The organism is Streptomyces sp. NPDC006516, from assembly GCF_040611875.1.
GTDB lineage: Bacteria > Actinomycetota > Actinomycetes > Streptomycetales > Streptomycetaceae > Streptomyces.
The window spans coordinates 1-25,151 of the sequence record NZ_JBEXPD010000010.1 but is presented as its reverse complement, the minus strand read 5'-3'; the positions used below and the strand labels follow the sequence as shown (position 1 = coordinate 25,151).

General features: G+C 70.0%; 15 protein-coding genes, 1 tRNA gene and 1 rRNA gene. 4 read left to right on the top strand and 13 right to left on the bottom strand.

The window, feature by feature from the left end; genetic code table 11:
* Positions 1-3: 3 nt before the first annotated feature.
* Positions 4-4,707: a DEAD/DEAH box helicase gene (locus ABZY45_RS24495; RefSeq protein WP_356743005.1), complete on the top strand. Its 4,704-nt coding sequence runs from the start codon at positions 4-6 to the stop codon at positions 4,705-4,707.
* A gap of 265 nt (positions 4,708-4,972) precedes the next feature.
* The gene (locus ABZY45_RS24490) at positions 4,973-5,779 is read left to right on the top strand and encodes a DNA-formamidopyrimidine glycosylase family protein (protein ID WP_356743003.1); all 807 of its coding nucleotides are present in this window, start codon (positions 4,973-4,975) and stop codon (positions 5,777-5,779) included.
* A 40-nt stretch (positions 5,780-5,819) separates the two neighbouring features.
* Here ABZY45_RS24490 and ABZY45_RS24485 read toward each other — a convergent pair whose 3' ends face one another.
* The 11 genes from ABZY45_RS24485 to ABZY45_RS24435 all read right to left on the bottom strand — a co-directional run bounded on the left by ABZY45_RS24485 (position 5,820) and on the right by ABZY45_RS24435 (position 21,048).
* Entirely contained in the window at positions 5,820-6,038 is a 219-nt protein-coding gene (locus ABZY45_RS24485) for a hypothetical protein (RefSeq protein ID WP_356743001.1), read from the bottom strand.
* A gap of 306 nt (positions 6,039-6,344) precedes the next feature.
* Positions 6,345-6,536, bottom strand: a complete 192-nt coding sequence (locus tag ABZY45_RS24480; protein ID WP_356742999.1) for a CsbD family protein — start codon at positions 6,534-6,536, stop codon at positions 6,345-6,347.
* A gap of 84 nt (positions 6,537-6,620) precedes the next feature.
* A complete protein-coding gene (locus ABZY45_RS24475; protein WP_356742997.1) occupies positions 6,621-7,091 on the bottom strand; it encodes a DNA starvation/stationary phase protection protein in 471 nt (156 codons plus the stop codon).
* 224 nt (positions 7,092-7,315) lie between these two features.
* Positions 7,316-7,699, bottom strand: a complete 384-nt coding sequence (locus ABZY45_RS24470) for a helix-turn-helix transcriptional regulator (protein ID WP_014153702.1) — start codon at positions 7,697-7,699, stop codon at positions 7,316-7,318.
* A gap of 109 nt (positions 7,700-7,808) precedes the next feature.
* Positions 7,809-8,318, bottom strand: a complete 510-nt coding sequence (locus ABZY45_RS24465; protein ID WP_356742994.1) for a nicotinamide-nucleotide amidohydrolase family protein — start codon at positions 8,316-8,318, stop codon at positions 7,809-7,811.
* The gene (gene pgsA / locus ABZY45_RS24460; protein WP_356742992.1) at positions 8,318-9,148 is read right to left on the bottom strand and encodes a CDP-diacylglycerol--glycerol-3-phosphate 3-phosphatidyltransferase; all 831 of its coding nucleotides are present in this window, start codon (positions 9,146-9,148) and stop codon (positions 8,318-8,320) included. The genes ABZY45_RS24465 and pgsA overlap by 1 nt, the downstream gene beginning before the upstream one ends.
* Complete coding sequence (gene rimO / locus ABZY45_RS24455) at positions 9,145-10,623, bottom strand: 30S ribosomal protein S12 methylthiotransferase RimO (protein ID WP_356742990.1); 1,479 nt, start codon at positions 10,621-10,623, stop codon at positions 9,145-9,147. Before rimO ends, pgsA begins: the two co-directional genes overlap by 4 nt.
* A 156-nt stretch (positions 10,624-10,779) precedes the next feature.
* Positions 10,780-11,580 (bottom strand): RodZ domain-containing protein, encoded by an 801-nt coding sequence (locus ABZY45_RS24450; protein WP_356742988.1) that lies wholly within the window; start codon positions 11,578-11,580, stop codon positions 10,780-10,782.
* Positions 11,581-11,791: 211 nt separating this feature from the next.
* Positions 11,792-14,566 (bottom strand): DNA translocase FtsK, encoded by a 2,775-nt coding sequence (locus ABZY45_RS24445; RefSeq protein WP_356742986.1) that lies wholly within the window; start codon positions 14,564-14,566, stop codon positions 11,792-11,794.
* 123 nt (positions 14,567-14,689) lie between these two features.
* Positions 14,690-15,370 carry a response regulator gene (locus ABZY45_RS24440; RefSeq protein ID WP_356742984.1) on the bottom strand — a complete coding sequence of 227 codons (681 nt, stop codon included), beginning with the start codon at positions 15,368-15,370 and terminating at the stop codon, positions 14,690-14,692.
* 245 nt (positions 15,371-15,615) lie between these two features.
* A complete protein-coding gene (locus tag ABZY45_RS24435; RefSeq protein ID WP_356742982.1) occupies positions 15,616-21,048 on the bottom strand; it encodes a HAMP domain-containing protein in 5,433 nt (1,810 codons plus the stop codon).
* A 402-nt stretch (positions 21,049-21,450) separates the two neighbouring features.
* On the opposite strand from ABZY45_RS24435, the gene ABZY45_RS24430 reads away from it, so the two are divergent.
* Both ABZY45_RS24430 and ABZY45_RS24425 read left to right on the top strand, forming a co-directional pair.
* Positions 21,451-24,078 carry a SpoIIE family protein phosphatase gene (locus tag ABZY45_RS24430; RefSeq protein ID WP_356742980.1) on the top strand — a complete coding sequence of 876 codons (2,628 nt, stop codon included), beginning with the start codon at positions 21,451-21,453 and terminating at the stop codon, positions 24,076-24,078.
* Positions 24,079-24,199: 121 nt separating this feature from the next.
* Entirely contained in the window at positions 24,200-24,679 is a 480-nt protein-coding gene (locus tag ABZY45_RS24425) for a hypothetical protein (RefSeq protein ID WP_356742978.1), read from the top strand.
* Positions 24,680-24,744: 65 nt separating this feature from the next.
* Here the strand turns inward: ABZY45_RS24425 and ABZY45_RS24420 are convergent.
* Both ABZY45_RS24420 and rrf read right to left on the bottom strand, forming a co-directional pair.
* Positions 24,745-24,817, bottom strand: a tRNA-Thr gene (locus ABZY45_RS24420).
* Between the two features lie 241 nt (positions 24,818-25,058).
* Positions 25,059-25,151 (bottom strand): 5S ribosomal RNA (gene rrf / locus ABZY45_RS24415); the annotation flags it as partial.

Below are 25,151 nucleotides of genomic sequence, written 5' to 3'. Positions count from 1 at the left end.
GGCATGGCCGGTTCCGCACTCGATTCGTTCTCGCCCGCGACCCGCGGATGGTTCGCGGGCGCCTTCGACGCGCCCACGGCGGCGCAGGAGGGTGCGTGGCGGGCCATCGGCGAGGGGTCGGACGTGCTGGTCGTCGCACCGACCGGTTCGGGTAAGACGCTCGCGGCCTTCCTCGCCTCCCTGGACCGGCTGGCGGCCGTCCCGCCGCCCGCCGAGGCCAAGAAGCGCTGCCGTGTGCTGTACGTGTCGCCGATGAAGGCTCTGGCGGTAGACGTGGAGCGCAATCTGCGTTCGCCGCTGACCGGGATCCGTCAGGAGTCGGTGCGCCTGGGCCTGCCCGAGCCGGAGGTGCGGGTGGGCATCCGCTCCGGGGACACTCCTGCGGCGGAGCGCCGTTCCATGGCGACGAGGCCGCCGGACATCCTGATCACCACACCCGAGTCGCTGTTCCTGATGCTCACCTCTTCCGCCCGTGACGCGCTGGCCGGGATCGAGACGGTGATCGTGGACGAGGTGCACGCCGTCGCGGGCACCAAGCGCGGGGCTCATCTCGCCGTGTCGCTGGAGCGTCTGGACGAGCTGCTGCCGCGGCCCGCGCGGCGTATCGGGCTGTCGGCGACGGTCCGCCCGGTCGACGAGGTCGCGCGGTTCCTGTCCCCGCAGCGGAAGGTGGAGATCGTCCAGCCTCCGTCGGCGAAGGAGTTCGACCTCTCCGTCGTCGTTCCGGTGGAGGATCTCGGCGAGCTGGGCGGGTCCCCGGCCACGGAGGGCGAGAGCGGCCAGGCCGAGAAGCCGTCGATCTGGCCCCATGTCGAGGAGCGGATCGCCGATCTCGTCCAGTCCCACCGCTCCACGATCGTCTTCGCCAACTCCCGGCGGCTGGCGGAACGCCTGTGCAACCGGCTGAACGAGATCGCCTACGAGCGGGCGACCGGCACCGCGTTCGAGGAACAGACCGCGGACGGCGCCCCCTTGCCGGAGGCCCACTCCCCCGCCGAGATCATGGCGCAGTCCGGGGCCGCCAAGGGGGCTCCGGCGCTCCTCGCCCGCGCGCACCACGGTTCGGTGTCCAAGGAACAGCGCTCGCAGGTCGAGGAGGACCTCAAGGCGGGGCGGCTGCCCGCCGTGGTGGCCACCTCGAGTCTGGAGCTGGGCATCGACATGGGCGCGGTCGACCTGGTGATCCAGGTCGAGTCGCCGCCGTCCGTCGCCTCGGGGCTGCAGCGGGTCGGCCGCGCGGGGCACCAGGTCGGCGCCGTGTCCACCGGTGTCGTCTTCCCGAAGTACCGCGGTGACCTGGTGCAGGCGGCGGTCGTCACCGAGCGGATGCGTCAGGGTGCCATCGAGGCCCTGCGGATCCCGTCCAACCCCCTGGACGTGCTGGCCCAGCAGATCGTCGCCATGGTGGCGCTCGACAGCTGGCAGGCGGACGACCTGCTGGCCCTGGCCCGCCGTGCCGCTCCCTTCGCCTCGCTGCCGGAGTCCGCCTTCACGGCCGTGCTCGACATGCTCGCCGGGCGCTATCCGTCGGACGCTTTCGCGGAGCTGCGCCCCCGGGTGGTGTGGGACCGCGTCTCCGGTACGGTCACGGGCCGCCCGGGCGCCCAGCGGCTCGCCGTCACCTCGGGCGGCACCATTCCTGACCGCGGCCTCTTCGGCGTCTTCCTGGCGGGCGCCGACCCGAAGAAGGGCGGCGGCCGCGTCGGCGAGCTGGACGAGGAGATGGTGTACGAGTCCAGGGTGGGCGACGTCTTCACCCTGGGGACCACGTCCTGGCGGATCGAGGACATCACCCGGGACCGGGTCCTGGTCTCCCCCGCCCCCGGGGTCCCGGGCCGGCTGCCGTTCTGGAAGGGCGACCAGCTGGGGCGCCCCCTGGAGCTGGGCCGTGCGCTCGGAGCGTTCCTCCGGGAGATCGGAGGGCTGCCTGCCGAGGACGCGAGGCTCCGGCTGCTCGCCGCGGGACTCGACGCCTGGGCTGCGGACAACATCCTGGCGTACCTCGACGAACAGCGCAGGGCCTGTGGCCATGTGCCCGACGACCGGACCGTCCTCGTCGAGAGGTTCCGGGACGAGCTGGGCGACTGGCGGGTGGTCGTGCACTCGCCGTTCGGCGCGCAGGTCCACGCCCCCTGGGCGCTCGCCCTGTCAGCTCGGCTCGCCGAGCGCTACGGCATGGACGCCCAGGTGATGCACGCGGACGACGGCATCGTGCTGCGGCTGCCCGACGCCGATCTGATGGGCCTCGACCTGCTCGACTTCGACCCGGTCCAGGCGGACCCGGGCGGTGCGTCCGCGGGCGGCACGCCGGCTCCTGCCTTCCCCACCGCCGGTCACGACAACGAGCAGCCCCCCGTGAGCGCTGCCGATGTGGTCTTCGACAAGGGCGAGATCGCGCAGGCCGTCACCGAACAGGTCGGCGGCTCCGCCCTGTTCGCCTCCCGGTTCCGCGAGTGCGCGGCGCGCGCCCTTCTGCTGCCGCGGCGCAGCCCGGGAAAGCGCACGCCCCTCTGGCAGCAGCGCCAGCGCGCGTCCCAGCTCCTCCAGGTCGCCTCCGAGTTCGGCTCGTTCCCGATCGTCCTGGAAGCCGTCCGGGAATGTCTCCAGGACGTCTTCGACGTCCCGGGCCTGACGGAACTGATGGGGGATCTGGAAGCGCGCCGCGTCCGGCTGGTCGAGGTGACCACCCCCGAGCCGTCACCGTTCGCCCGCTCGCTCCTCTTCGGCTATGTCGCTCAGTTCCTGTACGAGGGCGACTCCCCGCTCGCCGAGCGGCGGGCGGCCGCTCTGTCGCTCGACTCCCATCTGCTGGCCGAGCTGCTCGGCCAGGCTGAGCTGCGCGAGCTGCTCGACGCCGATGTCCTCGGTGAACTGGAGCGGGAGCTGCAGTGGCTGACCGACGACAGGAAGATCAAGGACGCGGAGGGTGTCGCCGATCTGCTGCGTGTGCTCGGCCCCCTCACGGACGCCGAGCTGGTGGAGCGCGGTGCGGAACAGACCTGGGCGCCGGAGCTGGCAACGGCCCGGCGGGCCATCCAGGTCCGCATCGGCGGGTCGGCGCACTGGGCGGCCGTGGAGGACGCAGGGCGGCTGCGCGACGCACTCGGCACCGCGCTTCCCGTGGGGGTCCCCGAGGCCTTCACCGAGCCGGTCAAGGATCCGCTCGGCGACCTGCTCGCCCGATATGCCCGGACGCACGGCCCGTTCACGACCACCCAGGCCGCGCATCGCTTCGGTCTCGGCACCGCCGTCACGGACGGGGCCCTGCAGCGGCTCGCCGCGTCGGGTCGTGTCGTCCAGGGCGAATTCCATCCGGCCGGCATCGGACAGGAATGGTGTGACGCCACGGTCCTGAGGCGGCTGCGCCGCCGTTCGCTCGCCGCGCTGCGTCAGGAGCTGGAGCCGGTCCCGCCCGCAGCCCTGGCGGGCTTCCTCCCCCAGTGGCAGCACATCGGCGACAACAGTCTGCGTGGGATCGACGGACTGGCCCGCGCCATCGAGCAGTTGCAGGGCGCACCGGTCCCCGCGTCCGCGCTGGAGAAGCTGATCCTCCCGAGCCGCGTCATGGGCTACACCCCCGCCATGCTCGACGAGCTCACGACCACCGGCGAGGTCGTCTGGGCCGGAGCGGGCGCCCTGCCCGGAAAGGACGGCTGGCTCTCGGTCTACCTCGCCGACAGTGCTCCGCTGCTCCTCCCACCGCCTCTGCCGCTGGAACAGAGCGCCCTGCACGAGTCGTTGCTCACCGTCCTCGCCGGAGGGTACGGCCTCTTCTTCCGTCAGATCGCCGATCAGGTCCGTGCCACCACTCATCCGGACTGCACCGATCCGCAACTGGCGGACGCCCTCTGGGATCTGGTCTGGGCCGGACTGCTCACCAACGACACTCTCGCCCCGCTGCGTTCGCTCCTCGGTTCGGGGCGCACGGCCGGTTCCACCGCGCACCGGGCGAAACGCAATGTGCCGCGCGGCCGTTACGGGTCCTTGACCGCGGCGGCGCGTCCCGCCTCCCGCACGGGTCCGCCGACCGTCTCGGGGCGCTGGTCGCTGCTGCCCCAGGCCGAGCCGGAGCCGACCCACCGGGCACACGCCCTGGCCCGGACCCTCCTGGACCGCCACGGCGTGGTGACGCGGGGGGCGGTCCAGGCCGAGGGCGTCGAGGGCGGATTCTCCGCGGTCTACCGAGTCCTCGCCGCGTTCGAGGACAGCGGACAGGCTCGCCGTGGTTACGTCGTCGAAGGGCTGGGCGCCGCCCAGTTCGCGATGGAAGGTGCCGTGGACCGGCTCAGGGCCGCCTCCACGGCGCGCGACCGCGCCGACCCCGGCACGGTCTCCCGCGCCCTGGTCCTCGCGGCGGCCGACCCCGCCAACGCGTACGGCGCTGCCCTGCCCTGGCCCGAGTCACCGGACGGCGCTGGACACAAACCGGGCCGCAAGGCAGGCGCACTGGTGGTAATCGTCGACGGCGAGCTGACGCTCTACATGGAGCGGGGCGGCAAGTCTCTTCTCGCCTGGCCCACCGACCCTGCTGACCCGGCGCTCCGCGCGGCGGCGGAGGCACTCGCGTCGGCCGCCCGCGCGGGGACGCTCGGCACGGTCACTGTGGAGCGCACCAACGGCGCCTCCTCCCTCACCTCCCCGCTGGGCCGCACCCTGGAAGAAGCGGGTTTCCTGGCCACTCCGCGCGGTCTGCGGCTGCGCGCCTGACACGGACCACCGAGGGCGCGAGGCCCCGGAGAGGCCGCGGACTCCCGCCTGCGCGGACGGACCCACACCGGCCACGGCAGCCGCCGGCGGACGGCAGACGGCCCGGCAACAAACGGAAGGCGGCAGACCGCAGACGGCGGACGGCCCGGCAACTGATGGCAGGCGGCGGGAGGGCACGATGGCGCGCCCTCGCACCGGAGTCGTGGACCGCCCCCCACGTGGCCCGGAGACCGACACGGACGGCTCCTTCGCGCATGATGGAGGCATGCCCGAAGGTGACACCGTCCTCCAGACCGCCGCACGCCTCCACACGGCGCTCGCGGGTCAGGTGCTGACGGTCTCCGATCTGCGGGTTCCGAGGTTCGCCACGGCCGATCTGACAGGCCGGACGGTTCTGGAGGCCACCGCGCGCGGCAAGCACCTGCTGACCCGTTTCGAGGGCGGCCTGACGCTCCACAGCCATCTGCGGATGGAAGGCGCCTGGCGCATCTACGATCCCGGCGAGCGCTGGAGGGGCGGCGCGGCCCATCAGATCCGCGCCGTCCTCGCCACCGCCGAGCACACGGCGGTGGGATACCGGCTGCCCGTACTGGAGCTGCTCCGCACCGAGGACGAGGAACAGGCAGTAGGTCATCTCGGCCCCGATCTGCTCGGACCCGGCTGGGACCCGGAGACCGCCCTGCGTAATCTGCTCGCCGACCCGGCACGACCCGTGGGGGAAGCGCTGCTGGACCAGCGCAATCTGGCGGGCATCGGCAATGTCTACATGTGCGAACTCTGCTTCATGGCCCGGGTGACGCCCTGGGTGCCCGTGGGCGAACTGCCCCTGCTTCTCGCGACCCGCCTGGTCAGCACCGCCAAGCAGCTGCTGGAGGCCAACCGCGCACGTCCTGTGCGGATCACCACCGGCACGACCGAGGCCATGCGCCGCGCTTACGGGCGTGAACGGATGTTCGTCTACGGCAGAGCTCGCCGGCCCTGCCTGCGGTGCCGTACGCCCATCCGGGTGGCTGAGCGGAATGATCGCCCCGCCTACTGGTGCCCGCACTGCCAGTCCGGGCCCACCGCCTGAGGGAGCCCGCGCCGGTGCCGGCCCCGTCCGTCGAGAGAGGTCAGGTGGATATGTCCGTCCGGTCTGCGCCCGGCTCGTCGACAGCGGGTTCGGCCCGGGCGGCGGCTGTCACGTGCACGGGCAGGAGGCTCAGCCCCCACCCCCCGGCCGCGACCGCTCCCTCGATCACTCCCGCGTGTTCCGGCTCCAGGAGCAGCCGCATCACGGCCCACCACCACAGGCCGCCGAGTACGAGCGCCGGTATACATCGCCGCACCATGGCTGCCTCCTCCGGCCGACGTTAGTACGGCACGATCTCCTGGCGGGAGGGCGCATCGATGCACCACCGGCGTACTCGGTGAGAGCGGACGGCCAGAGCGCGCGCTGCCAGGAATTCCCGTCGGGAAGGGCCCCGGCCCTTCCTCGCAGTCTCCCCCGGGCCGCCACCGACTGCATCCGCGCCCGGCGAGGACAGCCCACACACACGTACTCACCGGCACAGCCCTGTGCCCCCGCCGAACGCGTCGGCGGGGGCACACGCTGGGGCGAACGCCAGGCAGAAGCGCCCGGCAGAACGGCCGGTCGTTCAGCTCCGGTCGTCCTTCAGGGAGTCCTTCACACCCTTGGCGCGATCACCGGCGCTGCCCAGTGTCTCCTCGGCCTTGGCCTTCGCCTGGTCGGCCTTGCCCTCGGACTCCTTGCGGCGGTCTCCGGTGAGCTTGCCGGCCGCTTCCTTCGCCTTGCCCTTGATCTTGTTCTTGGCCTTGTCGTCAGTCATCTCGAACTCCCTCACTGGTTGCCGGGCACCTGGACCGGGTCCTGTGCCGGAGATCCGCTCCGGCGGGTCACCCGCTGTGTCGCGTCAGGCGCTCTCGGCCTGGAACATCCAGGCGTGCTTCTCGAGGTCAGCCGTCAGAGTGATCAGGATGTCCTGGCTGACGGGATCCGGGTCCGCGGTCGCCTCGATCCGCTCCCTCATCCGGTCGATGACCACGCGCAGCGCCTCGACCAGCGCCTTCACCGCGTCGACGTCCTTGATCCAGCCGTCGGGCACGGAATCGATGGCCGTGGTCTTGGCGAGGGTCTTGGACCGCCCGTCCGGGTTGACGCCCACCGCTGAAGCCCGCTCCGCGACCGTGTCGGAGTGCTGCCGCGCCGTGTCGACGACCTCGTCGAGCTGCAGATGGACTGACCGGAACCGCGGGCCGACGACATTCCAGTGGACCTGCTTGGCCGCCAGGGAAAGGTCGATCAGGTCCACCAGCGCACCCTGCAGTGCGTCTCCCACGACCTTGCGATCGCCTTCGGTCAACGCGCTCTTCACGACAGACATGCAATTCTCCGATCGGATAGCTGCTCAGCTGTTCGGGCCTACCACCCGTCCACGATGGCACAAATGACGCAAAACAGTCATTCGGGTGGGTTCCCCGGTGAGGGCTTCCACCCGGCCTGAACTTCGCCTGCCCGGCTCCACGCCTCGCACACACCCCACACGCAAAAGCCCCGGCCGACCCCCGAGGGGGCCGGCCGGGGCTTCGTTCACCACGAACCGCGCGGTCAGGCGGCGACGACATCCACCGCTTCCGCAGGCGCCTTGATGGTCACCCGTCCCGTCGGTACGCCGGCGACCGACGCTACGGAGACGGAATTGAGCATCGGGCGTACTGGTACAGGCACCGCATCACTGGCTGCTGCCGATTCGGCCAGCTCGGCCAACGACAGTTCATCGCTCACTTCACGCATGAGCTCGGACATCCGTACGTCCAGCGCGTCGCAAATGGCGGAGAGCAGCTCGGAGGATGCCTCCTTCTGCCCCCGCTCCACCTCGGAGAGATAGCCGAGCGAGACTCGGGCGGACGAGGAGACTTCGCGCAGAGTACGGCCTTGGCGCTGGCGCTGCCGACGCAGCACGTCACCAAGCAGGCGACGGAGCAGAATCATCGGTGGCTCCCTCCTCGGACCGCGTAGCCGCATCCTTCACGCCCCACCGTACCGCCTCGCGCTGCGGCCGTGCGGGGAGCGATGTCGTGTTCACTCAGGGCTGCAAACATCAATTCCCCCCGTTCTGTTCCGTATCCTGTGCCCTCGCATTTTCGCCGAGTTCGCCCGAGAGCAGTTCCAGCAGACTCCGTACGCTCTCTTTACGGATGTCCGCACGCCCGCCGTTCAACCTCAGCTCGGCGACATTCTGCACGCCGCCCGGTCCTGAGACCGCCACGAAGACCGTTCCGACGGGCTTGCCGTCCTGAGCGTCGGGCCCCGCGACCCCCGTGGTCGAGACCCCCCAGTCGGCGCCCAGGACCCGGCGCACGCCGGCGGCCATCGCCCTTGCGACATCGGGGTCCACGGCCCCGCGGTCGGCCAGGAGTGCGCCGTCGACGCCCAGCACGTCCCGCTTCAGGGACGTGGCGTACGCCGTGACGGACCCGCGGAAGGACCGCGAGGCTCCGGGTACGGACGTGAGCTCCGCGGCCACCAGGCCGCCGGTGAGGGACTCGGCGACGGCGAGCGTCTCACCGCGCTCCTCGAGCCGTCGCAGCACCTCGGCCGCCCCGGACATCACCGCTCGCCCTCCGATGCGCCTCTGACACCCGCCACGGGCGCCGCTTCCGAGGCGCCCCGAACGCCTGCCACGGGGTCCACGAGCGGCTCCATGCCGCCGCCGGCCGCGTCGGCGACACACTGTCCGGCGACGGTGTCCTTCACGTCCGCCGCCGCCGCGACGGCTTCCAGGACGGCTGCCCGTTCCGCCGCAAGCCCTCTGCGGCGCAGGACGACGGCCTGGCGCACGTAGTCGAGACCGGTGACGACCGTCAGCACGACGGCCGCCATCATCACCCAGAAACGCAGGGTGGCCAGGGGCCCTGTCAGCGCCAGGACGTACATGCCCACGGCGATGCCCTGGGCCAGCGTCTTCATCTTCCCGCCGCGACTGGCCGGGATGACCGAGTGCCGGATGACCCAGAAGCGCATGAGTGTGATGCCGAGCTCGCGGAACAGGATCACACCCGTGATCCACCACGGCAGGTCCCCCAGCGAGGACAGGCAGATCAGCGCCGCACCCATGATCGCCTTGTCGGCGATCGGGTCGGCGATCTTCCCGAAGTCGGTGACCAGGTTGTACGTGCGTGCCAGATGACCGTCGAAGACATCGGTGATCATCGCGACGGCGAAGGCCGCCCAGGCGAAGGCCCGCCAGACCGGGTCGTAGCCGCCGTCGTGCAGGAGCAGCAGGACGAAGCACGGGACCAGCAGCAGCCGCACCATCGTGAGGATGTTCGCGATGTTCCACAGGCCGGCCTGGTTGACGGCCGCCGTGCCCAGCTTGCCGCCACGGGGCGTCGGCGTAGCGCCGGAGCCCCCTGCCGCGGATGCCTGGGCTCCCGTCATCTGGCTGCCTCCGCAAGCTCGTGGTGTTCGGCCACGAGGTCCACTCCCTCGGAGCCCACTGCCTTCGCTTCGACCATAAGGCCCGGCACGAGCCCTTCGCGTGCGGTGAAGACGACCTGGCCGTCCGTTTCCGGTGCCTGGTGCGCGGCGCGGCCCACCGCTACGGGCCCGTCCTCCTCGGACTCCACGGACTCGACGAGGACCTGGAGGGTCTCGCCGACCCGCTCCTCCGCCCGCTGCGAGGTCAGCTCCTCGGCGAGCTGCGAGATGTGCGCCAGGCGCTCGGCGATGACGTCGGCGTCCAGCTTGTTCTCGTAGCCGACCGCCTCGGTGCCCTCCTCGTCGGAGTACCCGAAGACGCCGATGGCGTCCAGGCGCGCACCGGTCAGGAAGCGTTCCAGTTCGGCGAGGTCGGCCTCCGTCTCACCGGGGAATCCCACGATGAAGTTCGACCGGGCACCGGCCTGCGGCGCCTTGCTCCGGATGGTGTCCAGGAGTTCCAGGAAGCGGTCCGTGTCGCCGAAGCGCCGCATCGCGCGCAGGACCCCGGGGGCGGAGTGCTGGAAGGACAGGTCGAAGTAGGGGGCGACCTTGGGCGTAGAGGTCAGTACGTCGATGAGTCCGGGCCGCATCTCCGCGGGCTGGAGGTAGCTGACGCGGATCCGCTCGATTCCGTCGACCTCCGCCAGCTCCGGCAGCAGGGTCTCCAGCAGCCGGATGTCCCCGAGGTCCTTGCCGTACGAGGTGTTGTTCTCGGAGACGAGCATGACCTCCTTGACGCCCTGCTCGGCGAGCCAGCGGGTCTCGCCGAGGACGTCCGAGGGCCGCCGGGAGATGAAGGAGCCGCGGAAGGACGGGATGGCGCAGAAGGAGCAGCGCCGGTCGCAGCCCGAGGCGAGCTTCACGGAGGCGACGGGGCTGGTCCCCAGCCTGCGGCGCAGCGGAGCCCTCGGCCCGGAGACGGGCGCGACGCCCTCCGGCAGGTCCGCCGGTGCGGGCGCGATCTCCTGGGCGTGGCCGGGCAGCGCGACGGCCGCGTCCTGGCGCTCGGCCGGGCTGATCGGGAGCAGCTTGCGCCGGTCGCGCGGGGTGTGGGAGGCGTGGATGCCACCGTTGAGGATGGTCTGGAGGCGGTCGGAGATGTCGGCGTAGTCGTCGAATCCGAGGACTCCGTCCGCTTCCGGCAGCGCCTCGGCGAGGTCCTTGCCGTAGCGCTCGGCCATGCAGCCGACGGCCACGACGGCCTGGGTTCTGCCGTGATCCTTCAGATCGTTGGCTTCGAGCAGGGCGTCGACGGAGTCCTTCTTGGCGGCTTCGACGAAGCCGCAGGTGTTGACGACGGCGACGTCCGCGTCCGTGGCGTTCTCGACGAGCTCCCAGCCGTCCGCTGCCAAGCGGCCTGCAAGCTCCTCCGAGTCCACCTCGTTACGGGCGCAGCCGAGAGTGACAAGGGCGACGGTACGGCGTTCGGGCATGGGCTCAAGACTACTTTGTCCGGGCACTCGCCCCACCGTGCAGGGTTCACCGCTACGGGGAGTGACCGGGATGGCGCCGGAGGACGGACGGAAACGGCGAGTGCCCGGCAGCGGAACTGCCGGGCACTCGCCGTTCGACGTGACGGGTGAGGAGGGTCAGCCGACCTCGGGGTCACCCTTGGTGTACGAGAGCCGCTCGACCTGACCCGGCTCGAACTGGTCGTCGACCTTCTTGCCGTTCACGAAGAGGTCGATCGCGCCCGCGTCGCCGAGGACGAGGTCGATCCGCTCCTTGTCCTGGAAGGTCTTGGAGTCGCCTTCGAGCAGCAGCCCGTCGAAGAGCAGCCGCCCGTTGTGGTCCTTGGCGGAGATCCAGCTCTTGCCCTCGGTGGCGCTGAGCTTGACGGTCACCTTGTCGCGGGGTGCCGCGGCGATGGCGCTCTCGGACGGTGCCGGCTTGGGGTCGGCGGGCTTGGACGTGGTCGGTTCGGACGTGGGCTTGTCGGGGGTCGAGCCTTCGGCGACCTGTGCCGAGCCCGAGCCCTCGTCCTCGCCGCTGAAGAGCGTGAAGCCGACGAAGCCGACCACGACGACGATCGCCGCGACCATGGCCGCGGTCCAGTTGGGCCGACGGGGCTCGGAGCGAATCCGCTCCGCCTCGAACAGCGGCGCCGCGGGCGTGGGTGCGGGACGGCCGCCGTGCTCGGCGTCGAACTCCGCGATCATGGGATCGGGGTCGAGCCGGACGGCGCGGGCGAGCATGCGGATGTGGCCGCGTGCGTACACGTCGCCGCCGCAGCGCGAGAAGTCGTCCTCCTCGATCGCGTGCACGATGGGGATGCGCACCCGGGTGGAGCTGCTGACTTCCTCGACCGTCAGACCTGCGGCGATTCGAGCCTGCTGAAGCGCGCGACCGATCGAAGGCCGGTCGTCTTCGGGGGAGTTGCCGATGGACACGGGGGCGCCTTTCGAGCGTGAGCCACCTGCTGGACGTTCAGTCTAGGGGTGGGACGAAAGGGTGGGGCAACCGGGAGCGACGACTTTGTACGCCATCGGGTTCGCCGGACAGCCCCTCGGGCAGGGCGGGGGACGAAGCACTGGACCGATCATCCCCTGCTCCTCCCTCAACTTGACGTACGACCGGGCGAAACGGTTGCCCGCAAAACTCTTACGAAGCGGTTTCCCCACGAATGACGGCCAACACTCCGTCGAGCTCGTCCGGCTTCACCAGGACGTCGCGGGCCTTGGATCCCTCACTCGGCCCCACGATGTTGCGGGACTCCATCAGGTCCATCAGCCTGCCTGCCTTCGCGAAGCCGACACGCAGCTTGCGCTGGAGCATGGACGTCGAGCCGAACTGCGTGGAGACGACCAGTTCGGCCGCCTGGCAGAGCAGATCGAGGTCGTCGCCGATGTCCTCGTCGATCTCCTTCTTCTGCTTCGTGCCGACCGTCACGTCGTCGCGGAAGACCGGCGCCATCTGATCCTTGCAGTGCTGGACGACAGCCGCGACCTCGTTCTCGGTGACGAAGGCGCCCTGCATACGGGTGGGCTTGTTCGCCCCCATGGGCAGGAACAGTCCGTCACCCTTTCCGATGAGCTTTTCGGCGCCGGGCTGATCGAGGATGACCCGGCTGTCGGCGAGCGACGAGGTGGCGAAGGCCAGCCGTGACGGCACGTTGGCCTTGATCAGCCCGGTCACGACGTCCACCGACGGCCGCTGCGTGGCGAGGACCAGATGAATACCCGCAGCACGCGCCAGCTGGGTGATGCGGACGATGGAGTCCTCGACGTCGCGCGGCGCCACCATCATCAGGTCCGCCAGCTCGTCGACGATGACCAGCAGGTACGGGTACGGCGAGAGCTCCCGCTCGCTGCCCTCCGGAGCCTTGACCTTGCCGTTGCGCACGGCGTGGTTGAAGTCGTCGATGTGCCGGAAGCCGTACGCCGCGAGGTCGTCGTAGCGCAGGTCCATCTCCCGTACGACCCACTGCAGCGCCTCGGCGGCCTTCTTCGGGTTGGTGATGATCGGCGTGATCAGGTGCGGAATGCCCTCGTACGCGGTGAGCTCGACCCGCTTCGGGTCGACGAGCACCATCCGCACGTCGTCCGGAGTGGCCCGCACCATGATCGAGGTGATCAGGCAGTTGATGCAGGAGGACTTTCCGGAGCCGGTCGCACCGGCCACCAGCACGTGCGGCATGTTCGCCAGGTTGGCCATCTCGTAGCCGCCCTCGACGTTCTTGCCGAGCGCGACCAGCATCGGGTGGTCGTCCTCGGCCGCGTCGGCGAGGCGCAGCACGTCGCCGAGATTGACCATCTCGCGGTCGGAGTTGGGGATCTCGATGCCCACGGCGGACTTGCCCGGGATCGGGGAGATGATCCGGACGTCCGGGCTGGCGACGGCGTAGGCGATGTTCTTGGTGAGGGCGGTGATCCGCTCGACCTTGACCGCGGGGCCGAGCTCCACCTCGTAGCGGGTGACCGTCGGGCCACGGGTGAAGCCCGTGACGGCGGCATCGACCTTGAACTCCGTGAAGACGTTGGTCAGCGAGGCCACCACGGCGTCGTTCGCGGCACTGCGCGTCTTGCCGGGGCCGCCACGCTCCAGCAGGTCCAGCGAGGGCAGCGCGTAGGTGATGTCGCCTGCGAGCTGGAGCTGCTCGGCACGGGCGGGAAGAGGCTGCGAACGCTCGGGGACCGGCTTGGTCAGGTCGGGCACGCCCGCCGAGGGCGTCGCCGTCCTCTCCGTTCCGCCGTCACCGGAAGGCGGCCTCTCCCCTGCCCTGGCGCCGGGGACCGGGGTGCCGGTCCGTTCCCGTTCGGTGGAGACGCCCTGCGTCAGGTCGGCGACCACCGGGGAGGGGGGCATGCCGTTGAGCACCGCGCCGTCGAGCGCGGCAGCCGCCGCGGCCGCCACGTCCACCGCGTCCATGCTCCGGTTCATCGCGGGCTGGGCGGAGGTCCTGCGTGGCCGGCGCCGCCTGGCCGGCGCCTCGCTCTCGGCCCGGTCCGGGTCATGGACGCCGTCCCCGGCGGAGCGGCGCGACGGGGAGCGCCTTGAGCCCTCGGGCAGGGCGTCACGCCACTGCTCGTCGTACCGCTCGTCGTCGCTCTCCTCGTCGTCCCCGGGCACGTACACGGGATCGACGATGCCGAGCCGGACGCCGAGTTGCCGCAGCCGCCGGGGGATGGCGTTGACCGGGGTGGCGGTGACGACGAGCAGTCCGAAGACGGTCAGCAGCAGCAGGAGCGGAACGGCGAGGACCTCGCCCATCATGAAGACCAGGGGCTGGGAGGCGGCCCAGCCGATCAGGCCTCCGGCGTCCTGCATGGCGCCGGTGCCGTCGTCGCGCCCGGGCGATCCGCAGGCGATGTGGACCTGCCCGAGCACTCCGATGACGAGGGCGGACAGGCCGATGACGATACGTCCGTTGGCCTCCGGCTTCTCCGGATAGAGGATCAGCCGCACGGCGACGGCGCCCAGCAGTATCGGGAGCAGCAGATCGAGCCTGCCGAACGCGCCGGTGACGAGCATCTCGACGAGATCACCGACGGGGCCCTGCAGATGTGACCAGGTCCCCGCCGCAACGATCAGCGCGAGACCGAGGAGCAGCAGAGCGAGGCCGTCCTTGCGGTGGGCGGGGTCAAGTCCCTTGGCGCCGCGCCCTATGGAGCGGAAGACCGCCCCGACACCGTGCGCCGTACCCAGCCAGAGCGCGCGGACGAGCCGGTACACGCCTCCGGTGGGTGACGGCGCGGGTTTGGGCGCGGGCCTCTTCGCAGCCGCCTTCTTCGCGGGCACCTTCTTGACGGGCACGGTCTTCTTCGCCGCCGCCTTCTTGGCGGGCGCGGCTTTCTTCGCCGGTCCCTGGGTACGGCCGGAGCGCTTCGCGGTGCCCGCCGTGCCCAGGGAACCCTTGCCGGACGTACGTGAGGCCATGTGACTGAGGTTACCGGTGTCGACGCCGGTGGACACGTGTGCCCACGGCATCACCCGTCCGTGTCGCCCTTGCGGAGGCGCCGAACTGACACACCCTCAACCGCTCCGGCCCGTGGCGCAGGGTCAGCCCTGTGTGGGCAGCGCGGTCGTGGAGCCGCCGGCACCTGGCTCCAGCGCGTCGAGTGCCCGGCGCAGTCCGGTGAGCTTGCGTTCGAGATGGGCGGCGGTGGCCACCGCCGCGGCGTCCGCGGATTCGTCGTCCAACTGCTTGGAGAGCGCCTCCGCCTGCTCCTCGACGGCGGCGAGCCGCGCGGACAGCTCGGCGAGCAGACCGGCGGGCTCCTTCTCGTCGACGCCGTGATGGGCGCCACCCTCCAGCTGGAGGCGGAGCAGCGCGGCCTGTTCCCGCAGCTGGCAGTTCTTCATGTACAGCTCGACGAAGACCGAGACCTTGGCGCGCAGCACCCAGGGGTCGAAGGGCTTCGAGATGTAGTCCACGGCGCCCGCCGCGTAACCCCGGAAGGTGTGATGCGGGCCGTGGTTGATCGCGGTGAGGAAGATGATCGGGATGTCCCGGGTCCGCTCCCGCCGCTTGATGTGCGCGGCCGTCTCGAACCCATCCATACCGGGCATCTGTACGTCCAGCAGAATGACCGCGAAATCGTCCGTGAGCAGCGCTTTGAGCGCCTCCTCCCCTGACGATGCCCGTACCAGTGTCTGATCGAGCGCAGAGAGGATGGCCTCCAGCGCCAGCAGATTCTCCGGCCGGTCATCGACCAGGAGGATCTTGGCCTTCTGCACCATGGCCCGTCCTCCTCGCCCCGGAATCGCACCGGGTGCCGCCCCAGGGGACGACTCCCTTACGCCGTCCGTCCTTGTGCCGGTCATGGTAGCCGCACCCCGCCCGTCACCACACCCTGTCACCGCGATGTCACTGTGCACAGAGCGAAAACGCGGTCGAGGTCCAGAAGGTTCCCCGTCATCGCTCCCTCACACCCTTCCGGCGGGAGGGAGGCGATGGATTCCGGGCCGAGGCGCCGACCGGCTGATCACTCTCCGCGCATCCACCTTTCCATCACCGACAGCAGATGATCGGAGTCGACCGGCTTGGTCACGTAGTCGGAAGCGCCGCAGTCGATCGCCTTCTCGCGATCGCCCTTCATGGCCTTGGCGGTCAGCGCGACGATCGGCAGTCCGGCGAACTGGGGCATCCTGCGGATCGCCGTCGTCGTGGCGTAGCCGTCCATCTCCGGCATCATGATGTCCATCAGAACGATCGTCACATCGTCGTGCTGTTCCAGGACTTCGATGCCCTCGCGCCCGTTCTCCGCGTACAGCACCGACAGACCGTGCTGCTCCAGCACGCTGGTGAGGGCGAAGACGTTGCGGATGTCGTCGTCGACGATCAGCACCTTCTCCCCGTGGAAGCGGAACGTCCTGCGGGGCTCCTGCTCCTCCTGCGCGCTCTGCACCCACTCCTCCGGCGCCGCGGCCTCCTCGCCGGACCTGCCGTCGGGCAGGGCCGGGCGGCGTGCCGCTGCGCCCAGGGCCTTGCGACGGCGCCTGAACACCCCGGCGGAGTTGGCCGGGTCGCCCAGAGGCGGCTCGGTCCCCTCGCGCGGCGACGCGTCCAGGTGCAGGGCCCCTTCGCCGGACTGCGCGTGGGCCTCGATCGGCCCGGGCCCCATCTGCGGATAGCCCTGGGGCGGCAGTTCGCTGGGGTGCAGCGGGAGGTACAGCGTGAACGTCGAGCCGCGCCCCGGTTCGCTCGCGGCGTGGATCTCCCCGCCCAGCAGCCGGGCGATCTCACGGCTGATGGAGAGGCCGAGACCCGTGCCGCCGTACTTGCGGCTGGTCGTGCCGTCCGCCTGCTTGAACGCCTCGAAGATCACCAGCATCTTGCTGGACGCGATGCCGATCCCGGTGTCGGTGACCGAGAAGGCGATCAGCTCTCCGTCGGCGTCACGCAGCGAGCCCGCCTCCAGCAGGTGTTCCCTGATGGAGTTCGGCACGTCGGCGCCGGCCGGCCGGATCACCAGCTGAACGGCCCCGCTGTCGGTGAACTTCACCGCGTTGGACAGGAGGTTGCGCAGCACTTGCAGCAGCCTCTGCTCGTCGGTGTGCAGCGTGGCGGGCAGCTCCGGGGAGACCCGTACGGAGAAGTCGAGCCCCTTCTCCGCGGTGAGCGGCCGGAACGTCGCCTCCACGTAGTCGACCAGCTGCACCAGCGCGATCCGGGTGGGGCTGACGTCCATCTTGCCCGCCTCGACCTTCGACAGGTCGAGGATGTCGTTGATCAGCTGGAGCAGGTCGGAGCCGGCTCCGTGGATGGTCTCGGCGAACTCCACCTGCTTCGGCGAGAGGTTGCCCTCGGCGTTGTCGGCGAGCAGCTTGGCGAGGATGAGCAGCGAGTTGAGCGGGGTGCGCAGCTCATGGGACATGTTCGCCAGGAACTCGGACTTGTAGCGCATCGAGACGGCGAGCTGCTCGGCGCGCTCCTCCAGGACCTGCCGCGCCTCCTCGATCTCGGTGTTCTTCACCTCGATGTCGCGGTTCTGCTGCGCCAGCAGCTCCGCCTTCTCCTCCAGCTCGGCGTTGGAGGCCTGCAGCGCCTTCTGCCGGTTCTCGAGCTCCTGCGAGCGGTCCCTGAGCTGTTCGGTCAGCTCCTGGGACTGCTCGAGGAGCTTCTCGGTCTTCGTGTTGACGCTGATGGTGTTGACGCTCGTCGCGATCATCTCGGCGAGCTGGTTGAGGAAGTCCCGCTGGATGTGGGTGAACGGCTGGAACGAGGCCAGCTCGATGACACCGAGCACCTGGCCCTCGAAGAGCACCGGCAACACGATCACGTGGGCCGGCGGCGCCTCGCCGAGCCCGGAGGAGATCTTCAGATAACCCGGCGGAACGTTGTCCACCTGGATCGTCCGCTTCTCCTCGGCCGCCGTCCCGATGAGCGTCTCGCCGGGCCGGAAGGAGGTCGGCATCGAACCCGCGGAGTAGCCGTAACTGCCGCGCATACGCAGTTCGTAGGAGCCCTCGTTGCCGTTGTCCGAGCCGACCTCGTCGGTGTCCCCCGTGCTCATGGCGAGGAAGAACGCGCCGTGCTGGGCCGAGACGACGGGGGTCAGCTCGCTCATGATCAGCGAGGCGACGTCGTCCAGGTCGCGGCGGCCCTGCATCAGGCCGGAGATCCGGGCGAGGTTGCCCTTCAGCCAGTCCTGCTCCTTGTTCGCGAGCGTGGTGTCGCGCAGGTTGGCGATCATCGTGTTGATGTTGTCCTGCAGCACCTGGATCTCGCCGGCCGCGTCGACGTCGATCTTGAGGTTGAGATCGCCTCGGGTCACCGCAGTGGCCACGGCGGCGATGGCGCGCACCTGACGGGTCAGGTTCCCCGCCATCTCGTTCACCGACTCGGTGAGGTCGCGCCACGTGCCGTCGACGTCCCGGACCCGCGCCTGCCCGCCCAGCTGGCCCTCGGTGCCCACCTCACGGGCCACCCGGGTCACCTGCTCGGCGAACGAGGAGAGCTGGTCGACCATCGTGTTGATGGTGTTCTTCAGCTCCAGGATCTCGCCCTGGGCGTCGATGTCGATCTTCTTGGTGAGATCACCCTTCGCGATGGCCGTGGTGACCGTGGCGATCTGCCGCACCTGACCGGTCAGGTTGGAGGCCATCGAGTTCACGGACTCGGTCAGGTCCTTCCAGGTGCCCGAGACGCCCGGTACCCGCGCCTGACCGCCCAGTTCGCCCTCGGTGCCCACCTCGCGGGCCACGCGCGTGACCTCGTCGGCGAACGAGGACAGGGTCGTCACCATCGTGTTGACGGTGTCGGCGAGTTCGGCGACCTCACCGCGTGCCTCGACCGTCACCTTCTTCGTCAGGTCGCCGTTGGCGACCGCGGACGACACCCGGGAGATGTTGCGCACCTGGCTGGTCAGGTTGTTGGCCATCAGGTTGACGTTGTCGCTGAGGTCCTTCCAGATGCCCGTCGCGCCGCGGACCCTGGCCTGCCCGCCGAGGATGCCCTCGGTGCCCACCTCACGGGCGACCCTCGTCACCTCGTCGGCGAAGTTGAGGAGCTGGTCGACCATCGTGTTGACCGTCGTCACCAGTTCGAGGATCTCGCCCTTGGCGTCGACGGTGATCTTCTTGGAGAGATCGCCCTTGGCGACGGCGGTGGTCACCTCGGCGATGTTGCGTACCTGGAGGGTGAGGTTGTTCGCCATGCCGTTGACGGAGTGCGTGAGGTCCTTCCACGTACCGGAGACACCCTGCACCTCCGCCTGACCGCCCAGGATGCCTTCCGTGCCCACCTCGCGGGCGACCCGCGTGACCTGTTCGGCGAAGTTCGACAACTGGTCGACCATCGTGTTCAGGGTGTTCTTCAGCTCGAGGATCTCGCCCCGGGCGTCCACGTCGATCTTCTGGGACAGGTCACCCCGCGCCACCGCCGTGGCGACCTGCGCGATGTTACGGACCTGGGCGGTGAGGTTTCCGGCCATGCCGTTCACCGAGTCGGTCAGATCGCGCCATACGCCTGCCACACCGGGCACCTGCGCCTGACCGCCGAGGCGTCCGTCCGTACCCACCTCGCGGGCGACCCTCGTCACCTGGTCGGCGAAGGCGGAGAGCTGGTCGACCATCGTGTTGATGGTGTTCTTCAGCTCGAGGATCTCGCCCCGGGCGTCCACGTCGATCTTCTGGGACAGGTCACCCCGCGCCACCGCCGTCGTCACCTGGGCGATCTGGCGCACCTGGGAGGTGAGGTTGCCGGCCATGAAGTTGACGGAGTCGGTGAGCTCCTTCCACGTACCGGAGACCCCGTCGACGCGCGCCTGGCCGCCGAGGCGGCCCTCCGTGCCCACGTCACGGGCCATGCGCGTCACCTGGTCGGCGAAGTTGGACAGCTGGGCCACCATCGTGTTGACGGTGTTCTTCAGCTCCAGCATCTCGCCGGCCACGTCCACCGTGACCTTCTGGGACAGGTCACCGTTGGCGACGGCCGTCGTCACCTGCGCGATGTCACGCACCTGACCCGTGAGGTTGCGGAAGGCGGTGTTCACCGAGTCGGTGAGGTCCTTCCAGGTGCCCGCCGCGCCCGGTACCTCCGCCTGGCCTCCGAGGCGGCCCTCGACGCCGACCTCCCGGGCGACCCTGGTCACCTCCGAACCGAATGCCTGGAGCTGGTCCACCATCGTGTTGACGGTGTTCTTCAGCTCCAGCATCTCGCCGGCCACGTCCACCGTGACCTTCTGCGTCATGTCACCGCTGGCCACCGCGGTGGTCACCTGGGCGATGTCCCGCACCTGCGTGGTCAGGTTCCGGAAGACCGTGTTCACCGAGTCGGTGAGGTCCTTCCAGGTGCCCGCCGCGCCGGGCACCTGGGCCTGCCCGCCCAGCAGGCCCTCGCCGCCGACCTCGCTGGCCACACGTGTGACCTCGTCCGCGAAGGTGCGCAGCGTCTCGGTCATCTGGTTGATCGTCTCGGCGAGCTGGGCGACCTCGCCGCGGGCGCTCACCGTGACCTTCTGGGACAGGTCGCCGTTGGCGACCGCCGTCGTCACCTCGGCGATGCCGCGCACCTGGGAGGTGAGGTTGCCCGCCATCGTGTTGACGGAGTCGGTGAGGTCCTTCCAGACCCCGGCCACCCCCGGCACCGTCGCCTGCCCGCCCAGCTCGCCCTCGGTGCCCACCTCGCGGGCGACCCGGGTGACCTCGGAGGAGAACGACGACAGCTGGTCGACCATCGTGTTGACGGTGTTCTTGAGCTGGAGCATCTCGCCGGCCACATGGACGGTGACCTTGCGCGACAGGTCTCCCTTGGCGACCGCTGTCGTCACCAGGGCGATGTCACGCACCTGTGCGGTCAGCCGGTACGCCATGGTGTTGACGGAGTCGGTGAGGTCCTTCCACGACCCGGACATGCCACGCACCTGGGCCTGACCGCCGAGCTTGCCCTCGGTGCCGACCTCGACCGCTACCCGCGTCACCTGCTCGGTGAACGCCGACAACTGGTCGACCAGGTTGTTGACCGTCCGGGCGACCTTCAGGAACTCTCCGCGCAGCGGACGTACGGTCTCGTCCGGCGCGTGGGTCCGGAGCTCCATCCGCTGCTCGAGATCACCTTCGGCGACCGCGGAGAGTACCCGTCCGACCTCGGAGACGGGTCGTGCGAGATCGTCGACGAGTTCGTTCGAGGCGTCGATCGCGGCGGCCCAGGAGCCCTCACAGGCGCCGGTCTCCAGGCGCTCGGTGAGCTTGCCCTCGCGTCCGACCACACGCCGGACCCGGGCGAGCTCGCCCGTGAGGTGGAGATTGCGGTCGGCCACCTCGTTGAAGACCGCCGCGATCTCCGTGAGTACGCCGTCGCCGGAGACGGTCAGCCGCCTGCGGAAGTTTCCGTCACGCATCGCCACGAGAGCCGACAGCAGTCTGTTCAGGGCTGCCGCGTCCACGTCGATGGTGCCATTGCGCTGCTTTTTCACGGACTGCCCGCCTTTTGTGCGCGTTCCTGAACCCCGCGCCGCCACGCCAGACTCCACCGTGTCCCTCCCGCAGGGGTTGACCGTCATCGCTCGGGCCGTTGTCGGAAGCTTGCCCACTTCCACTTTGGCTCACCGCCACAGCACACCGTCGACGGGTGACTATGCGGTCGTCAAATCGTTGAAACGTACCAGGCCGGAACGGGAGGACGAGGAAGGTCTCATGGTCGTCCCATTTCCCTCACCGTGGGCTCCACATTTGTGCGCCCGGCGTACGCCCGCAGCAGGTCCACCCGCCCAAGTCCGCCCTCGTGTACACGGGACAACCGGCGAGCGTCTAGCCTGGCAGGCGAATCGAAGAGGCGAGAAACGGGCACAGGACTCGGGGAAGCGACGAGACACCATATGGGGAGTGCTGTGATCACCGCGCGCGCGGCTGCCACCTTCGATCCGGTCGGACGCTCGGTCGCGACCGCCCGCGCATTCGTACGAGACACCCTTCAGGGGTGGGGGTACACCGACGTCGTCGACGACGCCGTCGTCCTGACGAGTGAACTCGTGACCAACGCGGTCGTGCACGCGGGTACGGCCGCCGATGTGCTCTGTCTGCGCACCGAGGACGGGGTGCGCGTAGAGGTCGCCGACCACTACCCGGAGCGGGAGGTCCCGCTCCAGAGCTCCGGGCTCGACTTCGGCAGCCCGGACCGGGAGGGCGGGCGCGGACTGCTGCTCTGCGCCGCTCTGGCCACTCGCTGGGGCGTCGAGTACACCCCCACCCACAAGCACGTGTGGTTCCAGCTCGATCTTCCCGAGCGCCCGGTGGGCATCCGCTCGGCGAGCCCGGTCCTGCCCACGGCCCTTCTCCCCGTGGCGGACCAGCGGGTGCGGGTGGCCGTCGTGCAGATCGACGGCTCCGGCTCGATCGCCGCGTGGAACGACGACGCGGCCTTTCTCTTCGGTCACGCCCCGGAGCAGGTCGACGGCAAGCAGTTCACCGACTTCGTGGCATGGCCGCACACCCCGGGCACCAGCACAGGCATCGCCGACGCCCTGCAACTCTCCCGCTGGGAGGGCAGCTACGGACTCCGCGGCGCCGACGGCCGGGTGATCCCGGTGTACGCGTCGCACCTCAGAGTCAGGGACACCGAGGGCGAGCCCTCCACCGTGTGTCTCCTCGTACGTGACGACGAGCGCGCGGTGCTCCAGACGCCGGTCCGCGCCCCCGTCTCGGACGCCGCGGCCGAGAACCGCAGCGCGGACCCCTTCGAGATCTTCATCGGTTCCCCCGCCCCGGACGACCTCGACGGGCTGCTGCAGCGCACGGTCGAACGCGCCCGGGACATGCTGGACGCCGACGCCGCCTTCCTGCTGCTGGCCACCGACGACGAGACGGAGCTGGAGGTCAGGGCGACGACCGGTCTTCCCTCGGCGCGCCAGCGCTTCGCCCGGGTGCCCGTCGAGGCCGGTACGGGCCGCTACGGCTCCGCCCGCATGCCGGCCGTTCACGAGGACCTCACCGTCGTACCGGGAGCCGTCCCGCTGCTCAGCGACACCGGGATGCGTTCGGTCGTGACGGTCCCGCTCAAGGTCGAGGGGCGTCTCACGGGTTCCCTCGGGGTCGCGGCCGAAGCAGCCGGGCGGTACTCCAACGAGGAGGCGCTGCGACTTCAGTTCGCCGCGGACCGCATCGCACTCGCCGTGGAGTCCGCGAGACTCGGCGAGCTGGAGCGTCTGCGCCGCGGCTCCCTGTCCTTCCTCGTCGAGGCGTCCGATCTGCTGGCCGGAACGCTGGACAGGGACCAGACGCTGGCGTTGATGGCACAGATGACCGTGCCCACGCTGGCCACCTGGTGCGCCGTCTACACGATCGCGGACCAGTCGTCGGAGCCGTACCTCTCCTACGTGCTGCACGAGGACGAGGAGCTCATCGACGGCCTGAAGGCCCTGCTCTCCTCCATCGACCCACCGGACCCCGTCCCGGCACCGGGAGCCCGTCTCTGGCCCGCCCCGACGGAGGCCGGTCACCAGGCCGCGCTGCGCACCTCCAAGCGCACCCTGGGCAGGGACGCGCCGCTGAGCATGGGGGCGGCAGCCCGCACCACCCTGGCCACCGCGGCCGCCGTGGGCGGTGAGACCGTGGTGCTCCCCCTGGTGGCGAGGAATCGCGTGATCGGCATGCTCACGCTCGGCAAGCCGTCCGACGAGCACTTCCGCCAGGAAATCCTGGAGCTCGCCGAGGACTTGTCCCGGCGTGCTGCTCTGGCGCTCGACAACGCCCGTCTGTACTCGGAGCGCATGGCCATCAGCCAGTCGCTCCAGCGCAGCCTGCTCCCGCCGGGACTGCCCGACGTGCCCAACGTCGAGATCGAGGTCATCTACCGCGCGGCGGGCGAGGGCAACGAGGTGGGCGGCGACTTCTACGACGTCTTCCCCATCCGCGACGGCGCCTACGGCTTCGCCATCGGTGACGTGTGCGGTACGGGCCCGGAGGCCGCGGCTGTCACAGGCCTCGCCAGGCACGCGCTGCGCCTGCTGGCTCGCGAGGGATTCGGCGGCCCCGCAGTGCTGGAGCGGCTCAACGCCGCGATCCTGGACGAGGGGGCACGCAGCCGCTTCCTCACCCTGCTCTACGGGGAGTTGTGGCCCCAGGAGGACGGCAGCGCCCTCCTGAAGGTCGTCTGCGCGGGACACCCCCTCCCGCTGCGGCTGCGCCAGGACGGATCGGTGGAGGCGGCGGCTGAGCCCCAGCCGCTGCTCGGCGTCATCGAGGACCTCGAACTGTACGAGCAGGAGGTCACCCTGGACCCGGGCGACGTGCTCCTGTGCGTGACGGACGGCGTCACCGAACGACGCGAGGGAACCCGCATGCTGGGCGACGACGGCCTGGCCGACGTCCTGGCCATGTGTACGGGCCTGACCGCCGGCGCGGTGGCGGGCCGCATCCTGCGGGCGGTCGAGCGCTTCGCCGCGGAGCCGGCTTCCGACGACATGGCCATCCTGGCCATGCGTGTACCGGAGCCGCAGAACTTCTAGAGATTCCGCCGGGGCCCGCACGGGCCCCGGCACCCGCCGCCTCGGCCTCCTTCCGGCTCCTGCCCTCGTCCGGTGCGGAAATCGAGCGGATCGGCTCCGTGCGGGCTGGCATCATGCCCCCATGGCGAGCCCCGACAGCGACTACTCGATCACCACGATCTATTCGGTGCCCGACGACGCCTGGTACGTCGAGCTGGAGCTCACCGGCCTTGGACGAACACTGGTGACCGCGATCGTCCCCGACGAGGACCCGGCGCGTGAACCCACCGTGTGCTTCGACTCGCCGGGACCTCATGCGGACATCCCGTATCGGGTGATGCGCCGGTTCATGGACCACGTCGAGTCGGAGATCCGCACGTCCCGCTACTGGATGCGGCTGCGCCCCGAGATCGTCGAGGTCGTCCACGGGTTGCGGCAGGAGTATCTGGGCGGGATAAGTGACGAGGAGTTTCGGGGGGTCCTCGAGGAGCTGCGCGCCACGGTCCCTGCGGCGGACCTGCCCTCCGTCCTTGCCGCCTCCTTCGGGCGGAGGCCGGACGGCAGCACCACGGACGACGTGCTGTCGCTCATGCCTGCCGACGAGCAGGAGACGGCCTCGTAGCCGGGCCGGGGTGCCCTGGAAATCAGAAAGGCCCCCGCCGATGGCGGGGGCCTTTCTCTGTGCTGAGCCCCAATGCGGAATCGAACCGCAGACCTTCTCCTTACCATGGAGACGCTCTACCGACTGAGCTATTGGGGCCTGCTACCTTGCGGCAACGAGGTAAAGCATACCCCGAACTCCGGGGTGCTCATAACCATCGGTTCGACCTTCTGTCCGCCTCGGGCCGAACGGCGGTCCGGGCACCGGGGCCGGCCCAACGCCGCTGTGCCAGGCGGGCGGTGGGCGCCACAGGCTGAGGGCGGCCTACTGCCGTCGAGCCTTGCCATGGAATGCAGAAAAGCCCCGTGCCACAAGGGCACGGGGCTAGTCCGTAATATTTGTTCGGCGGCGTCCTACTCTCCCACAGGGTCCCCCCTGCAGTACCATCGGCGCTGAAAGGCTTAGCTTCCGGGTTCGGAATGTAACCGGGCGT

Bases quoted from the DNA above. Each gene is read 5' to 3' on its own strand.
- ABZY45_RS24445 (WP_356742986.1), bottom strand. From the start codon at position 14,566: ATGGCCTCACGTACGTCCGGCAAGGGTTCCCTGGGCACGGCGGGCACC.
- ABZY45_RS24470 (WP_014153702.1), bottom strand. From the start codon at position 7,699: ATGATTCTGCTCCGTCGCCTGCTTGGTGACGTGCTGCGTCGGCAGCGC.
- ABZY45_RS24425 (WP_356742978.1), top strand. From the start codon at position 24,200: ATGGCGAGCCCCGACAGCGACTACTCGATCACCACGATCTATTCGGTG.
- pgsA (WP_356742992.1), bottom strand. From the start codon at position 9,148: ATGACGGGAGCCCAGGCATCCGCGGCAGGGGGCTCCGGCGCTACGCCG.
- ABZY45_RS24440 (WP_356742984.1), bottom strand. From the start codon at position 15,370: ATGGTGCAGAAGGCCAAGATCCTCCTGGTCGATGACCGGCCGGAGAAT.
- ABZY45_RS24495 (WP_356743005.1), top strand. From the start codon at position 4: ATGGCCGGTTCCGCACTCGATTCGTTCTCGCCCGCGACCCGCGGATGG.
- ABZY45_RS24480 (WP_356742999.1), bottom strand. From the start codon at position 6,536: ATGACTGACGACAAGGCCAAGAACAAGATCAAGGGCAAGGCGAAGGAA.
- ABZY45_RS24430 (WP_356742980.1), top strand. From the start codon at position 21,451: ATGGGGAGTGCTGTGATCACCGCGCGCGCGGCTGCCACCTTCGATCCG.
- rimO (WP_356742990.1), bottom strand. From the start codon at position 10,623: ATGCCCGAACGCCGTACCGTCGCCCTTGTCACTCTCGGCTGCGCCCGT.
- ABZY45_RS24485 (WP_356743001.1), bottom strand. From the start codon at position 6,038: ATGGTGCGGCGATGTATACCGGCGCTCGTACTCGGCGGCCTGTGGTGG.
- ABZY45_RS24475 (WP_356742997.1), bottom strand. From the start codon at position 7,091: ATGTCTGTCGTGAAGAGCGCGTTGACCGAAGGCGATCGCAAGGTCGTG.
- ABZY45_RS24490 (WP_356743003.1), top strand. From the start codon at position 4,973: ATGCCCGAAGGTGACACCGTCCTCCAGACCGCCGCACGCCTCCACACG.
- ABZY45_RS24465 (WP_356742994.1), bottom strand. From the start codon at position 8,318: ATGTCCGGGGCGGCCGAGGTGCTGCGACGGCTCGAGGAGCGCGGTGAG.